Annotated in this window: 18 protein-coding genes; 10 read left to right on the top strand and 8 right to left on the bottom strand. The window is 65.7% G+C overall.

What is annotated here, in order from left to right:
* The first annotated feature begins 94 nt into the window (after positions 1-94).
* The 3 genes from WEB52_16290 to WEB52_16280 all read left to right on the top strand — a co-directional run bounded on the left by WEB52_16290 (position 95) and on the right by WEB52_16280 (position 1,715).
* Entirely contained in the window at positions 95-391 is a 297-nt protein-coding gene (locus tag WEB52_16290; protein ID MEX2227994.1) for a NifU family protein, read from the top strand.
* A gap of 73 nt (positions 392-464) precedes the next feature.
* Positions 465-1,322, top strand: a complete 858-nt coding sequence (locus WEB52_16285) for an alpha/beta fold hydrolase (GenBank protein ID MEX2227993.1) — start codon at positions 465-467, stop codon at positions 1,320-1,322.
* A 129-nt stretch (positions 1,323-1,451) separates the two neighbouring features.
* The gene (locus tag WEB52_16280; protein ID MEX2227992.1) at positions 1,452-1,715 is read left to right on the top strand and encodes a hypothetical protein; all 264 of its coding nucleotides are present in this window, start codon (positions 1,452-1,454) and stop codon (positions 1,713-1,715) included.
* Positions 1,716-1,871: 156 nt separating this feature from the next.
* Here the strand turns inward: WEB52_16280 and WEB52_16275 are convergent, their stop codons facing one another.
* Positions 1,872-2,162 (bottom strand): hypothetical protein, encoded by a 291-nt coding sequence (locus tag WEB52_16275; protein MEX2227991.1) that lies wholly within the window; start codon positions 2,160-2,162, stop codon positions 1,872-1,874.
* A gap of 123 nt (positions 2,163-2,285) precedes the next feature.
* Between WEB52_16275 and WEB52_16270 the strand changes: the two genes are divergently transcribed.
* A complete protein-coding gene (locus WEB52_16270; protein ID MEX2227990.1) occupies positions 2,286-2,486 on the top strand; it encodes a hypothetical protein in 201 nt (66 codons plus the stop codon).
* Between the two features lie 695 nt (positions 2,487-3,181).
* On the opposite strand, the gene WEB52_16265 is transcribed toward WEB52_16270, so the two are convergent.
* Entirely contained in the window at positions 3,182-3,670 is a 489-nt protein-coding gene (locus WEB52_16265; protein ID MEX2227989.1) for a hypothetical protein, read from the bottom strand.
* Positions 3,671-3,835: 165 nt separating this feature from the next.
* Between WEB52_16265 and WEB52_16260 the strand changes: the two genes are divergently transcribed.
* Positions 3,836-4,783 carry a glycerophosphodiester phosphodiesterase family protein gene (locus tag WEB52_16260; protein ID MEX2227988.1) on the top strand — a complete coding sequence of 316 codons (948 nt, stop codon included), beginning with the start codon at positions 3,836-3,838 and terminating at the stop codon, positions 4,781-4,783.
* On the opposite strand, the gene WEB52_16255 is transcribed toward WEB52_16260, so the two are convergent.
* The 6 genes from WEB52_16255 to WEB52_16230 form a co-directional block, all read right to left on the bottom strand.
* Complete coding sequence (locus WEB52_16255) at positions 4,780-5,031, bottom strand: glutaredoxin family protein (GenBank protein ID MEX2227987.1); 252 nt, start codon at positions 5,029-5,031, stop codon at positions 4,780-4,782. The genes WEB52_16260 and WEB52_16255 overlap by 4 nt on opposite strands.
* On the bottom strand, positions 5,028-5,927 hold the full coding sequence (locus WEB52_16250) for a prolipoprotein diacylglyceryl transferase (protein MEX2227986.1): 900 nt from the start codon (positions 5,925-5,927) through the stop codon (positions 5,028-5,030). Before WEB52_16250 ends, WEB52_16255 begins: the two co-directional genes overlap by 4 nt.
* On the bottom strand, positions 5,927-7,579 hold the full coding sequence (locus WEB52_16245; protein ID MEX2227985.1) for a cytochrome c biogenesis protein ResB: 1,653 nt from the start codon (positions 7,577-7,579) through the stop codon (positions 5,927-5,929). Before WEB52_16245 ends, WEB52_16250 begins: the two co-directional genes overlap by 1 nt.
* The gene (locus WEB52_16240; GenBank protein ID MEX2227984.1) at positions 7,576-8,397 is read right to left on the bottom strand and encodes a transposase; all 822 of its coding nucleotides are present in this window, start codon (positions 8,395-8,397) and stop codon (positions 7,576-7,578) included. Before WEB52_16240 ends, WEB52_16245 begins: the two co-directional genes overlap by 4 nt.
* A 145-nt stretch (positions 8,398-8,542) precedes the next feature.
* Positions 8,543-9,226 (bottom strand): TlpA disulfide reductase family protein, encoded by a 684-nt coding sequence (locus WEB52_16235; GenBank protein ID MEX2227983.1) that lies wholly within the window; start codon positions 9,224-9,226, stop codon positions 8,543-8,545.
* The gene (locus WEB52_16230) at positions 9,210-9,782 is read right to left on the bottom strand and encodes a M23 family metallopeptidase (protein MEX2227982.1); all 573 of its coding nucleotides are present in this window, start codon (positions 9,780-9,782) and stop codon (positions 9,210-9,212) included. The genes WEB52_16235 and WEB52_16230 overlap by 17 nt, the downstream gene beginning before the upstream one ends.
* A 304-nt stretch (positions 9,783-10,086) precedes the next feature.
* Here WEB52_16230 and WEB52_16225 point away from each other — a divergent pair, with 304 nt between their 5' ends.
* From WEB52_16225 to WEB52_16205, 5 genes are all read left to right on the top strand, one after another.
* Positions 10,087-10,593: a CopD family protein gene (locus WEB52_16225; protein MEX2227981.1), complete on the top strand. Its 507-nt coding sequence runs from the start codon at positions 10,087-10,089 to the stop codon at positions 10,591-10,593.
* A gap of 198 nt (positions 10,594-10,791) precedes the next feature.
* Positions 10,792-11,619, top strand: coding sequence for a sulfurtransferase (locus WEB52_16220; GenBank protein MEX2227980.1), 828 nt, complete (start codon positions 10,792-10,794; stop codon positions 11,617-11,619).
* A gap of 144 nt (positions 11,620-11,763) precedes the next feature.
* Positions 11,764-12,129 (top strand): hypothetical protein, encoded by a 366-nt coding sequence (locus WEB52_16215; protein MEX2227979.1) that lies wholly within the window; start codon positions 11,764-11,766, stop codon positions 12,127-12,129.
* Complete coding sequence (locus tag WEB52_16210) at positions 12,130-12,762, top strand: hypothetical protein (protein MEX2227978.1); 633 nt, start codon at positions 12,130-12,132, stop codon at positions 12,760-12,762.
* Complete coding sequence (locus WEB52_16205; protein MEX2227977.1) at positions 12,762-13,172, top strand: M67 family metallopeptidase; 411 nt, start codon at positions 12,762-12,764, stop codon at positions 13,170-13,172. The genes WEB52_16210 and WEB52_16205 overlap by 1 nt, the downstream gene beginning before the upstream one ends.
* Positions 13,173-13,291 lie beyond the last annotated feature (119 nt).

Genomic DNA, 13,291 nt, shown 5'->3' with positions numbered 1-13,291 from the left:
CGAACCGCCCGTGTACGACGACTAGAGTACGGCGTTTCGGAGATACAAGGTCGGAACGGCCCGTAGGGGGCGCTCGTGCTAACCTGAAGCCGGAATGACCACGGACACCACGACCTCTGACCAGGAAACGTTCCTCGCTGAACTGGATTCCACGCTCGATGAGATGCGGCCGTACGTACACTCGCACGGCGGCGAGCTGAACCTCGTCGAGTGGCTGCCGGACGAGGGACGGCTGAAGTTGCAACTCGCCGGCAACTGCCACGGCTGCCCGATGAGCATGGTGACGATGAAGCTGGGCATCGAGCGGATCGTGCAGGATCGTTTTCCGCAGGTGAAGGTGGTGGAGGCGATCCGCGTCGACGAGTACGACTATCCGGAGTTGGGCGCGTAGAGCGCCGACGGGCGAGCGTTTCGCCGCATCGGTCCCTCATTCGCCGCGCGGGCGTCCATAAGAGGCGAGCAACGTGCCCATCGCCCACGTCAATGGCATCGAGATCAAGTACGAAGTACACGGGAGCGGCGCACCGCTGGTGCTGGCGCACGGATACTCCGGATCGCTGGAGATGTGGCGCGAGCAGGTGCCGGGACTTTCATCGAAGTACCGTTTGGTGATCTACGACACGCGCGGCCACGGAAAATCGACTGCTCCGGCGGACATGCACGCATACAGCATCGAGCGTGACTACGCCGGCGATCAGCTCGCGCTGATGGACCATCTCGGCATCTCGCAGTCGTACGTCGGCGGGCTGTCGATGGGCGGGATGATCGCGCAGGAGTTTGTCTGCCAGCATCCAGAGCGGGTGGCAGCGCTGTTGCTGTTCGATACCGGCCCGGGCGGCGCGCCTCGCGATGCGGCGATGGCGGCGCGCTTCGAGCAGTTCCGGGCTATGATGGCGACCGCGGCGCGCACGAAGGGGATGGGGGCGGTGCTGGAGATGATGCGCGCGAACGCGGGCGCGGGCATAGGCCTCGGCGCCAAGGGGCAGCTGCCGGACTCCGTGAGGCGGCACCTGCGCGGCATGGCGGAGATGAGCATCGATGGCTACCTGAGCGGTGCCAGGGCGATGCAGGCGTGGCGCGGCACGATGGACCGGCTCAGCGCGATCACGGCGCCGACGCTGGTTGTCGTCGGGGAGCGCGACGGCCTGTTAGGTCCGAGCCGCGCGATGCACGCGCAGATCGCCGGATCGCGCTTCGTGCTGGTGCGAGACAGCGGGCACGGGACGAACATGTGGCGACCGCGAGCGTTCGAGCGCGCGACGCTCGACTTCCTGGCGGATGTGGACGCCGGGCGCGCGGTTGCGGGCGAGTTCGCCGTGTAGCGCGCCGGGCGATGGTGTTGAAATGAATTCTTGCGCCAGAGCACTGGAACAGTGACAGGAAGAGGACGGACGATGCGTCCTCTATCGATGAACGCAGGAGGTGAGCATTTGTACGGCAGTATGTTTCGAATGCGCCCGAAGCAGGGCATGGCGCAACAATTGCGCGAGACGATGATGAGTTCCGATCGGCGGCCGCCCGGCATGGTCACGGCCTATCTGCTGTCAGAGGACGGCGACGGTTCTGTGTGGGGACTGGCGATCTTCGAGGGGGAGCAACAGTACCGTGCGAACGCCTCCGACCCGGGGCAGGACGAGCAGTACCGGAAGTTTCGGGCGCTGCTCGAATCGGATCCGGAGTGGCACGACGGGACGATCGAGCAACGTCCCGACTAAATTGACCGCACGGAGACGGCATCGCGTGAGGAGCGCGCGATTCGCGGGCGCGCCGCACTTGCTTGCCGACTAAACACCGACGCTGCGCATAAAACGGCCGCCCCGCCCACGAATGACTGTGGGCGCGGGCGGCCGTTCTGCGTGCGTCGTGCAGGGTCAGGGTGTGCTTACGGGGTCGGGGGTGGGGCAGCCGGCGGGGACGGTAGCCTCGGGATCGGGGGTTTCGGCCGCCTCTGGCGTCGCGCAGTTGTCGGGCTCCTCGGTGCCTTCGCTGCCGCCGGCGCCCGGCGTTTCGTCGTCGTCCGCCGTGATCTCTGTCACTTCGCCGGTGATTGCCGTCGCCGCTTCGCCCACCTCGGTCTGGACTTCTTCGATGAGGTCCGTGTCGTCGTCGTCATCGCAGGCGAATGCAAATGCTCCCAGCAGGATGGATGATGCTGCGAGCACCAGCAGTTTTCATCGCAAGGTGGCCTCCTTTGTGATCGCTGACTCCAACGTCATTCGAGCTTACGGAGGCGCGCGAAACAGCGGAGGCAAGGCATTGTCCAGGTCGGCGGGAGCGCGCTTCGCATGCGGGCGAGTGACCTCTTTCAGCACCTGGGGGAAGGCACGGTGCTGAGCGCGCTGCTGCGGCGGTACACGCAGGCGCTCTTCGTGCAGGTGAGCCAGTCGGCCGTGTGCAATCGCATGCACGCGATGGAGGAGCGGTGCGCCCGCTGGCTGCTGCAAACGCACGACCGGGTGGGCGATGACGTCAACATCACGCACTAGTTCCTGGCCGAGATGCTGGGCGTGCGCAAGGCAAGCGTCTCGGTGGCGGCAGGGTGAGCTACAGAAGGCGGGGCTGATCCACTACAACCGCGGGCGGGTGACGATCGTCGACCGGGCGGGGCTGGAGGCTGCCGCGTGCGAGTGCTACGGCACCGTGAGGCGGGAGTACGACCGGCTGCTCGCGCGCGGCTTCGAGGCGGAATCCTGACTTTTCAATGGCGTGATGGGACGTGAGAAGGGGGCCCGCATGCAGCGAGCCCCCGGCCGGAGTGGACGGCGACGGGAGGGAGGTCCGTCTCAGTCGCAATGGGCGTTGCGGACCCGCCGCCGTGGGACTCACGCACGGTAGCGGCTCGTCCGTCACGCATGAGTGAACGTCGGCGGCGAGGACGGTTGCGCGAGAGGATCAATGGCGTAACGAGTTGTAAGTCGTAAGTCGTCAGTGTCGGTGGTCGGCGGGGCGGCGGGGCGGCGGTCAGGCGGACATTCGGCCGGGCGGTCAGTCGGTCAGTCGATCAGTCGATCAGTCGGTCGGCCGGCGGGACTACGTGGGCTGTGCCGATGGCTGATGGTGGGCGGCGGGTGTGAGAACGCGGCTGAAAGCGCGCGCTCAAATAACCTGGGTGAGTGGAAGAACGCGGGCTGAAAGCCCGCGCTCGATTGAGCGTGAAAGCCCGCGTTCAATGACGATCGGCTCAGCCTTCGGCGAAGGCGTGGCGGGCGCCGGTCTGTTCGGCGCCGACGAAGCGCGCGAACAACGCCCAGGCCATGAGGCCAAGTACGAAGAGCTGCGCATCCTGGAACCAGATGACGACGCGGAGCGTGTTCCAGTCCACGTAATGCCGGTCGACGCCGACGGCGACATCGGCCATGGTCGAGAGGGCGATGGGCGTGACGATCTTGGTGAGGCCGATGATCGTGGCCCAGAATGCGGCCCAGCGCGTGCTGCCATCGGCGTTGAAGAGCCAGATGACGGCGCCCAGGTTGAGGCCATAGACCACGATGGTCGCCATGAAGTCATCGCGCAGGGCCCAGGACGAGCCGTAGGCGAAGCCAAGCTCGGGGCCGGCGTGCATCTGCATGTCCTGCTGGAGGTACACGGCGACGGGCACGCTGACGATCGATGCGATCGTTAGCCAGACGAATGGCATGTACCAGTTGTGAATGAAGTCCCACGAGCCCATAACGTCCGTTAGCGTACGGTCGCGCCGATCGGCGGTGTATCAGGGAATGCCCTGATATCGGTGCATGGCCGGCAGATGGGACGGGGCGGATTCCGCTGCTGATCGAGCTGGCTATAATCTTCGTTATGCGCCCCCGCCCCGCTTCCTGACGCAAGGAGATCGTCGATGGCGAATACGCTCGAGATGGCCACCGCGAGCAGCACGACGCTGACGGCCGCAGGCGGATCGGCGCGGCTGGTCTGTCACATGGGGGTGCATTCAGGGCGCCACCGCCGTAACTCCTTCGATGCGATGCGCGAATGCTTCGGAGACGGCGTGTACCGCTTTGAAATCGACGTGCATTCGCTGGCCGGGCCGGATTTCATCATTTTTCACGACCGGCGGCTCGAAACCGTGACGAACGGCCACGGATCGATCGGGCAGGCGACGCCTGACGAAGTCCGCGCCGTGCGTTTTAACGAGCATCCGGATGACCGGCCGCCGCTGCTCAGCGAGGTCGTCGAGATGATGCGCGACTGCGATACGGAGTTGCAGCTTGACCTGAAGGACTGGCGGCCCCTGCCGGAGGAGCGCGTGCGGGCGCTCGTCGACACGGTCGCGCCGGTGAAGGAGCGCGTGATCGTATCGAGCGGGCAAGACTGGAACCTGGCGCGGCTGCGACGCGCGAACCCGGAGATCCGGTTCGGATTTGATCCCGGGCATTACCTGGACCACGCGATCGAGGGCGACCAGGTGTTCCTGCCGCGGACGATGGGCGCATACGGCTACCGCGACGACCATCCGCTGGCGTTTGGCCGCACGGAGGCGACGGGCGATTACCTGGAGCACCGCATGGAGATGCTGTTGCTGCAGGCGCCGGGTGCGCGCGAATACTTTTTGAGTTATCGCCTCGTGTGCCAGATGCTCGACGACGGCTTCAACCCGGCGGCGTGGCTGCACGAACGCGGCATCGACGCGAACGTGTGGACGCCGGACTATCACGGGGAGGAGTCAGCGCGCGTGCTGGAGCGACTGATCGCCGCCGGGATCGACCGCGTGACGACGAACACGGCGCCGGCATGGGTGGAGGCGTTTCGGCGTCGCGGCCGAGAAGCGACGGCGGCGGCGAGCTAGTCTGGCAGCGCCTCGGCGAGCGTCCTTCGCAGCTCCGCGAGATCGACGGGCGCGTGCGCGATCACGCGATCGCCCAGTGCGACGACGGGGACAATGTCGTTGTACTGCTCGCGGAGGCTGACGTCTTCGTCGACGTCGAGTTCTTGCAGCGTGAAACGCAGTTCGTCGCGGAGACGGCGCAACTCGGCCGCCGTCTCATCGCAGAGGTTGCACTGTTTGCGCGTGTAGAGGATGACGTCGCGCGTCACGCCTTCGAGGAGGCGGCGCGTCGTGACGATCGCACATCCGCGGATGCAGACGCGGCGGACGGCTCTTCCCGGGGTGGCCTTAGCAACGACCAGGCAAGGCCGAGGACGCCGATCGCGAAGGTACAGACGGACACCACCTGCGGGAAGGTCATCCACTCGCGGACGATGTAGTCTGGGCAATCGGTGCCGCTGGGGCAGCTATCGATGCGGAGATAGCTGACGCCGAAGCGCATGGCGGAGTAGAGCACGAGGCCCGTGAAGAACGTGAGGCCGGGGCGCTGCGACCAGAAACGCGCGTAGATGAGCAGCATGACGCCGATGATCAGCAAGTCGCCGATCATCTCGTACGTCGTCGCGGGGTGCGTGGCGCCCAGTTGCCAGCTCGGACTCTCCGGGTTCGTGTAGACGACGCCCCATGCCAGATCGGTGGCCTTCGAGATGTGTTCGCCGTTGATCAGGTCGCCGATGCGGCCGATCGCCATGCCGAGCAGCAGCCCGAAGCCCGCTGCATCGAGGCCGCGCATGATCGGCAGGCGCCGGATGAGGCCGTACGCGACGGCACCGAGCACACCGCCGATGATGGCGCCGTAGATCGTGATGCCACCCTCGTTGATACGGAGGACATCGAGCCACTCGCCTTCGAACTGGATGCGGTTTTCCAGGACGAACATGGCGCGCGCGCCGATGATGCCGGTGACGGTGCCGATCAGCATGATCGAGAACGCATCGTCCTCGCTGACGCCGACGCGAGAGATGAAGCGAGAGGCGAAGAGAAAGCCGAGCAGGATGCCTACTGCCGTGAAGAGTCCGTGCCAGGTCAGTTCAAACGGTCCGAAGTCCGCGATCGTCGGGTCGATGCCGATGTCGATCGACAGCAAGTACAGCAGTACCGGCACTAGCGTTCCTCCTCGAGTTGCGGTGGTACGGGCACCCCGATGCGTTGGGCCAGGATGCGCATGTCCTTCTCAAATCCGCCGCTTTTTTCGGCGAGCGCCGCGATGTACGTCGACTCGGGCGTGAGCTTCAGCCAGAGCCTGCGGCGCGGCACGTAGAAGGTTACAGCAAGGCCGATGACGAGCATACCGGTGGCGATCCAGATGAACCACGCGCCGGAGTCGCGCTTGACGGAGATGCCGGCGAACTCGCGCTGACCCTCGAACGTGTACTCGTAGCCATCGACGGCGGTGGGATCGTCTTCGGCGAGCGAGATGGCGGGACGGCCGCTGCCGACGAGCATGAGCGACGTGTGGCCGTTCGGCGTTTCGACGAGTTGCGCCAGTAGAGGCTCTTCGCCGCCGGGGACGCCGATGCCGACCGCGGATGGCAGCGAGGTCACATTTTCGAAACGGATGTTGAGGCCGCCGAAGCGCGCGTTGGCGCCTTCATCGATGCGCAGCGCGGCGCCGGCGCCAGCTTGCGGGTCGAACGCGACGACCTGCCACCGCTCGTCGTCGGGTGCGGTGAGGCCGATCCAGATGATGCGGTCCGTGCCCGGTACGGCGACCAGCGCGCCGCTGGCTACCTGCAGGAAGTCCGTGGGGGCGATGACGTCGGTGAGCAGCACGTTGTCCGCAGCATCGGTGATGGTGACGCGCGGCGCGGCGGTCGTGTCTTCGAGCGGGAAGGTCTCGCGCAGCACGGTGTTGCCCGTCGCGAGATCGCGGATCCGCAGTTCGACGCCGTCTGCCCAGTAGGCGACCTGGTGGAAGCGATAGCCGCCGTACTCGAGCGGATTGTTGACGGTGGTGGTGCCGGACTTCACCTCTTCGCCGTTCTGGAAGATCGTCAGGTGCGTGCGGAAGTCGAGCGGGTTGCCCCTCTCGCCGTACACGCCGATGGCATCATCGACGCGGACCTGGAGTTGGTTCGGATCTTTGACGGCGAAGACGGGCACGGTCGTGCCTTCGCCGGCGAATGCGTCGGAGGTGAAGCCCGTGAGCGCGGTGACGAGTCCGCCGGCGATGAACAGGATCAGCGCGAGATGACTGACGAACGTCGAGAGTTGCGTCCAGGGATAGCGATCGGCGAAGACGTAGGTGGCGCCGCTTTCGTCGGTGCGGTCGATGCGGAAGCGCAGACGGCGAAGTGCGTGTTCGACGCGGTCGACGGGCGCGGCGGCAAGCTCTACGCGGTTGTGGGCGCGCTCGAAGAATGAATCGGGCACGCGTTTCGGGGGACGAAAGACGTTGTGGAACGTCGGCGACCAACGGTTGAAGGTGCAGACCGTGACGTTCAGCACGAGGAAGCCCAGCGCGACGAGGAACCAGCGGGCGTGGAAGATGTTGAAGATCCCGAACCGGTGCATCGGCTCGGTGAGCGGGCCGAAGGTGCCGCGCTGCGCCTCGACCCAGGCATCGGTGGCGGTTGTGTTGCCGCGCATGGCTTCGGGGATCTGGGGGATGACGACGCCGAGCAGTCCGAAGAGCGCGAGGGTGGCGATAAAGGAGACGGCGAAGCGCACGGACGTGAGCGTGCGCCAGACGGGCGCGAACGGATCGAACGCGCCGGGGCGGCGGCTGCGGGCGGGGGCGCGAGAGGCGACGGTCATGGTGCGCCTCCGGGGGTGTGGTGTGGGGGTTCAGCCGCACCACCTTCAAGCCTCGCCGCGCGGCCACGCGTGTCTTGTGCTTGATTCGAGCGCGGGCTTTCAGCCCGCGCGGCTTTCGCCTGATGGTTGTCGACCGGACGACGGTTGTCAGCGGGTGCATCACCTTCAATGAAGGCGTGGTACGCGTCGAGACATTCCCCGTGCGCGCTCGAGAACTCAAAGTCGCTCGCTCGCTGCACGAATCGCGCCGCAACCGGGTTGTTTCCGACGTACCGAATGTAGGTGTTCAATTCGTCGAGATCTTTGGGAACCTTGTCGAAGAATCCGGTTTGCCAGCCTGCTCCGCTTCGGCCCGTCGTTGAGTTCACCTGTCGCGCGATCGCGCCTTTTGCGATGCGCATGACAGCGCTGATGTTGTGCTCGCTCGATGGAACGATCACGACGTGTGCGTGGTCCGGCATGAAGCAATAGGCGAGCAATGCGAAGTTGTATGTCTGCCCGGCAGCGGTGAGAGTGCGAATCGCTATCCGCGCGAGCGTCTCGTCGCGAAATATAGGAGTGGACTTATGCGTGCGCGTGCTGACGAAGTAGGGAGCGCCCGCCGCGTCTTCGTGCCATGGCCGTCTTGTTGTGAATCGAGAGGCAGGCGTGCTATTCCGCGCGGGCTGAAAGCCCGCGCTCGGTTGGGAGGAGGTGGTCGTAGCGGGTGGCGTGGCGTGGGTGCGGAGCGGAGGCGTCGTGCGCTGTGGTCGCGGCGCCGGTGTGCTATTCCGCGCGGGCTGAAAGCCCGCGCTCGGTTGGGCGGCGGTCGGTGTGATCAGCGGGCCTCTGGCGCTCGCATGCGGTGAGGCGGGGCGCTTTAGTTGTGGTGGCGGCGTGGTGTTCCGCGCGGGCTGAAAGCCGCGCTCGGTTGGGAGGAGGTCGTCGTGGCTGTGCTGGATTCTGTCTGCCGCCGGTTCTGGCTCACGGCGCGTCCCCGATCAGGATTGAGGAGAGGTGCTCTTCGATCGTGTCGGCGGTCATGGGGCCGAATGATCTTGCGCGTACGACGCCTTCTGCATCGACAAAGTATGACGCGGGGATGCCTTCGACCGGGCCGCCGATGCGCCATGCGTCGGCGATCTGGCCGGTGCGGTCGATGACGATCGGAAACGTCATGCCGAAGTCTGTGGCGAACTCGCGCACCTGGCTGTCGTTCTCCTGCAGGTTGATCGCGAGCACGACGAGGCCATCGACGGCGTGTGCGCCGTAGGCGCGGACGATTTCGGGCATTTCTTCGCGGCAGGGGCCGCACCAGGACGCCCAGAAATTGACGAGCACGGGCTTGCCGCGCAGGTCACTGAAGCGCAGCTGCTCGCCGTCCGGCGTCTCGAGCACAAAGTCCGGGGCAACGTCACCGATGTCGGTCGAGGTCGATGTATTGGGCGGATTCAAGCCGGGCGGAAAGGCGACGACACCGAGACCGTGGTCGAGTTGTGCGTCACCGGCGCCGCGCTGTTCCACGTAGAGGAGTACGCCGACGATCGTCGCGACGATGAGCAGCGGCAACACCAGGCTGCGCAGCGCGCCTCGCCACTCGCGGCGGTTCTGCGGGCGTTCTTCGACGCCCGAGATGTCATCGATCGGCAGGTCATTGGAAGGAGGCATTGACCGGCACCGGCTCAAAGAGCCCCTGGTAGATGGCCCGCACTTCTTCGGGCGGCAGACCCGCGCCGAGGAACGTGTCGCCGACGCGCAGTTCCCAGTGGAGATGGATCTCCTGGTCCGGCGTGCCGATCGACTCAGGCGTGCCGGAATCGCCGATGTAGCCGACCACTTCGCCCTGCACGACCTGGCGGCCTACGACGATATCGGCGGGGATGCCGCCGAGGTGTGCGTAGCGCGTGACGACGCCCTTGCCGTGGTCGATCCACACCTGGCGGCCGCGCAACAGGTCGATGACCTCGAACGCGTTCGGTTCGCCGGCGGCGATGCGGTCGTTCGCGGCATCGAGTTCGGCCTGGGTGAGTTCGTGGTAGTCGTGGTCGGCGCGGATCACGCGGCCGTCCTTCGCGGCGAGGGCGGGAGTGCTTTCTTCGATCGCGGTGCAGTTGTCGACCTGGTAGCTGTCGACGCCTTCGTGGACGCCGCCGCGATAGTCACGTGCGGCGTTAGGCATGAGCAGATCGCTTTGCGGCAGGCAGCCGCCGGCGATCGGGTACATCCAGTCATGGAAGACGGTCAGGTCCGGGCCTTCGGGGGTGGATGTCGCGACGGGGGCGGCGGGCGTTGCGGTGGGGTCGGGATCGGAGCCGCCGCCGCCGCAGGCGGAGAGAAGAAGCGCGCCAAAGAGCGCGAGGAGGACATATGCGGAGCGTCGCAGGGACGGCCAGCCTTTCGCGTGAGTTCGCAGGGAGTCGATTCAGGATAGCGAACCGGGACGGCTGGATCAGGTGCGCACCGCATTCCGGCAGGGCGCGGGCCTTTGGACTATTCCGGCTCAGCCGTGCAACTCCTACAATCGGCGCGTGGAACTGGTCGACGCCCTGGTCCTCTGGCTGCATATCTTCGCGGCGGTGCTGTTCATCGGGCCGCAGGCGTTCCTGTTCGTGGCGGCGGTGCCGGCTATTCGCTCCGTGGCGGACGCGGAAGCCCGGGCGCGAGCGCTGCGCGTCGTGACGACGCGGTTCGCGTGGTTGGGCGGCGGCGCGCTGGCGGTGCTGCTGGCGACGGGCATCTGGAACTACTACGAGGCGGAGGACGCCGGATTCATCGATGCGGACGATTTTCCGCGGTACTACTTCACGCTGTTCACGAAGCTGACGCTGGTGATGATCGTGGTGATGCTGACGGCGCTGCACGGCGCCGTATTCGGGCGGAAGTTGCAGCAGTTGCAGGCAGCGGGCGCGGGCGAGCCAGAGATCGCGGCGGTGCGCCGCTGGTCGATGGCAACTTCGGTCGTGAACTTCGGGCTGTCGGTGGTGATCTTGCTGCTGGCGTCGCTGCTCGGGTCGGACTGGTCGAAACTATCTTGATGTTGTGTACCGGCTTTACATAGAATGGATTGAAGCACTTCCGGCAGAGGACTGAGAGCGCGCACCGACGAAGGTCCGAGCGGCACGCCCGCCGATGGGCGGGTGCCGAGGTTCAACGGATCTCCAACAATGATGCTCTCATGGGCGCGCCAGCGCCCTGGATCCCTACGTTGCCGCGCAAAACACAAGGAGGTTAGCATGGCGAGCGATGTCCTGGTCTCCACCGAATGGGTGGCGGACAATCTGAAGAATCCCAAGGTCAAACTCATCGAGGTCGATGTCGACACGTCGCAGTACGACGAAGGTCACGCGCCGGGCGCTGTAGGGTTCAACTGGACGAGCCAACTGCAGGACCAGACGCGCCGCGACATCATTTCCAAGGGGCAGCTCGAGCAGTTGCTGAGCAACGCCGGCGTCAGCAACGACGACACGATCGTGCTGTACGGCGACAACAACAACTGGTTCGCGGCATACGCGTACTGGCTGCTTGAGATGTACGGTCACAAGGATCTGAAGCTCATGGACGGCGGCCGCAAGAAGTGGGTCGACGAGAACCGCGAGACGACGAAAGACGGGGCCTCTCCGCAGAAGGCGAGCTACAAGGCGCAGGAGCCGAAGAAGGAGCTGCGCGCAAAGCGTGACGAAGTGCTTTCGGCGCTTGGCAACGCCAAGAACGCGCTGGTCGACGTGCGCTCGCCCGCGGAGTTCAACGGGGAGATCATGGCGCCGCCGGGGCTGCCCGAGACGGCGCAGCGCATGGGCCACATCCCGGGCGCGGCCAACGTGCCGTGGGCGCAAGCAGTGCGCGAGGACGGCACCTTCAAGCCGCCGGAGGAACTGGAGCAACTGTACGGCACGAAGGGTGTGACGAAGGACAAGGACGTCATCGCTTACTGCCGCATCGGCGAGCGGTCTTCGCACACGTGGTTCGCGCTGAAGCACCTGCTTGGCTATCCGAAGGTGAAGAACTACGACGGCTCGTGGACGGAGTACGGCAGCCTGATCGACGTGCCGATCGAGAAGTAATCGCGGGCCGCGCCGGGCTACCGGCTGCGTGGCCGGAATCGCGGGCGCCTGCGACGAATGAAGCGTGATCGCATGCCGGGGGCGGAGTGATCTTGAGAACGCGGGCTGAAAGCCCGCGCTCGGACTGGCCGCATACGGAGCAAGATGTCCGATTTTCTCAAGGTCGTGTATCGCAAGGCGTTGGCGGCGAATGAGTCGGCGTTGCTGCAGCTCGCGTTCGAGGCGCAGGTGCTCGACCGCTATCGAAGCGATGCGGCGTACCAGGTGATCCGCACGGACAGCGCGGGGCGGGTGCGCAAGCAGGGCGGCTGGTCGTTGGACTTCGGCATTGCCGATGAGGACCGCATCGTCCACGCGTCGTGGCGGGCGCTCAGCGAGCAACTGCCGGAGGGCGAGCGGGAGCACTGGGCGATGCACGCGACGGTGGCGGCGGCTCTGAGCGACAACTTCGTGCGCATGCAGATGGCGCCGATGAGCTGCTTCGATGACGGAGACGTGAGGGCGTGGTAGTTGTCTGAGCGCCGCAAGAGCGAGACGGCAGACGACGATCGCGATGATGATGACGATGAGTTCAACGTCGTCAGCGGCGATGACGACGACGCAGTGCCGTACGAGCTGTTCGCGGATGGCGGGGACTGCAGCATCTGCGGGAACGAGCCGGGGCGCATCGGCATTGATCCGACGGTGCGGGGCGCCTACGAGGGCGATCCGGTGCTCGTGGGCTACGCCTGCGCGGCTGAGCAACTGAAGGCCGCGTACGACGGCGTCGAAGGCGTGGGCGTGATCGTCGAGCCGTTCGGCGAGCATTCGTCGCACCTGTATTACCGTCTCGACGAGATGCCGGCGTACCAGTTCGTGCGTGAGGACGTCGAGGCGATGTCGTGGTTGATGCTGACGATCGGCGACGAGTGCAAGCGGTGCGGCGAGCAGAGCCGTTTCGCGTTGCTGACGAAAGACTTCGTCGACCAGGACCTGCCGGAGAACGCGCAGGTGTTCCGAAACCTCGACCGCGAGATCGAGCACCTGTGTTCGGGATGCGCGGCGACGCACCTGGTACGCTCGTACGAAGCGCTGCAGGTTCCTCTGGTCACGGCGGACGTGCCGCGCGGCGCGATGGGCATCCTGATGCCGGCGGGAGAGTAATGGCGCTGCTGCTGCCGCGCGGCATGATCGACGACATGATTGCGCACGCGCGACAGGACACGCCGAACGAGTGCTGCGGGATCATCGCGGGGAAGGACGGACGGCCGACGCAGCTCTACCGCATGCGGAATGTGGCGGAGGCGGCGTACCTGCCGTACCGGTACGAAATGGACGGCAAGGCGTTGCTCGGGCTGATCCGCGAGTTGGACTCTCGCGACGAAGAGTTTCACGTGATCTATCACTCGCACACGGCGACGGAGGGGTACCCCTCGCCGACGGATGTGCGGTTCGCGGCGAATTGGCCGGACCCGTATTACGTGCTTGTCTCGCTGATGGACGAGCAGCCCGTGGTGCGGGCGTTTCGGATCGTCGATGGCGAGGTGAGCGAGGAGTCGCTGGAGGTCGGGTAGCAGCGGTCGGCGCGCCTGCTGTTTGCGCTGCGCGCGATCGGACGCAGCTAAAGCTACGTCCCTACGATCGGCGGTTCGGGATCGGTGCGTGGAATGGCGGGGTCCTGCGCGTTGCTCAG

Source organism: Dehalococcoidia bacterium, assembly GCA_040902535.1.
GTDB lineage: Bacteria > Chloroflexota > Dehalococcoidia > DSTF01 > JACRBR01 > JBBDXD01.
The sequence above is the reverse complement of the archived record's forward strand: the minus strand, read 5'-3'. Positions and strand labels throughout refer to the sequence as shown.

What these genes read in the sequence shown, in the direction of transcription:
- WEB52_16290 (MEX2227994.1), top strand. Translation starts at nt 95, where the DNA reads ATGACCACGGACACCACGACCTCTGACCAGGAAACGTTCCTCGCTGAA.
- WEB52_16280 (MEX2227992.1), top strand. Translation starts at nt 1,452, where the DNA reads ATGCGCCCGAAGCAGGGCATGGCGCAACAATTGCGCGAGACGATGATG.
- WEB52_16270 (MEX2227990.1), top strand. Translation starts at nt 2,286, where the DNA reads ATGCGGGCGAGTGACCTCTTTCAGCACCTGGGGGAAGGCACGGTGCTG.
- WEB52_16265 (MEX2227989.1), bottom strand. Translation starts at nt 3,670, where the DNA reads ATGGGCTCGTGGGACTTCATTCACAACTGGTACATGCCATTCGTCTGG.
- WEB52_16260 (MEX2227988.1), top strand. Translation starts at nt 3,836, where the DNA reads ATGGCGAATACGCTCGAGATGGCCACCGCGAGCAGCACGACGCTGACG.
- WEB52_16245 (MEX2227985.1), bottom strand. Translation starts at nt 7,579, where the DNA reads ATGACCGTCGCCTCTCGCGCCCCCGCCCGCAGCCGCCGCCCCGGCGCG.
- WEB52_16235 (MEX2227983.1), bottom strand. Translation starts at nt 9,226, where the DNA reads ATGCCTCCTTCCAATGACCTGCCGATCGATGACATCTCGGGCGTCGAA.
- WEB52_16230 (MEX2227982.1), bottom strand. Translation starts at nt 9,782, where the DNA reads ATGTACCCGATCGCCGGCGGCTGCCTGCCGCAAAGCGATCTGCTCATG.
- WEB52_16220 (MEX2227980.1), top strand. Translation starts at nt 10,792, where the DNA reads ATGGCGAGCGATGTCCTGGTCTCCACCGAATGGGTGGCGGACAATCTG.
- WEB52_16215 (MEX2227979.1), top strand. Translation starts at nt 11,764, where the DNA reads ATGTCCGATTTTCTCAAGGTCGTGTATCGCAAGGCGTTGGCGGCGAAT.
- WEB52_16205 (MEX2227977.1), top strand. Translation starts at nt 12,762, where the DNA reads ATGGCGCTGCTGCTGCCGCGCGGCATGATCGACGACATGATTGCGCAC.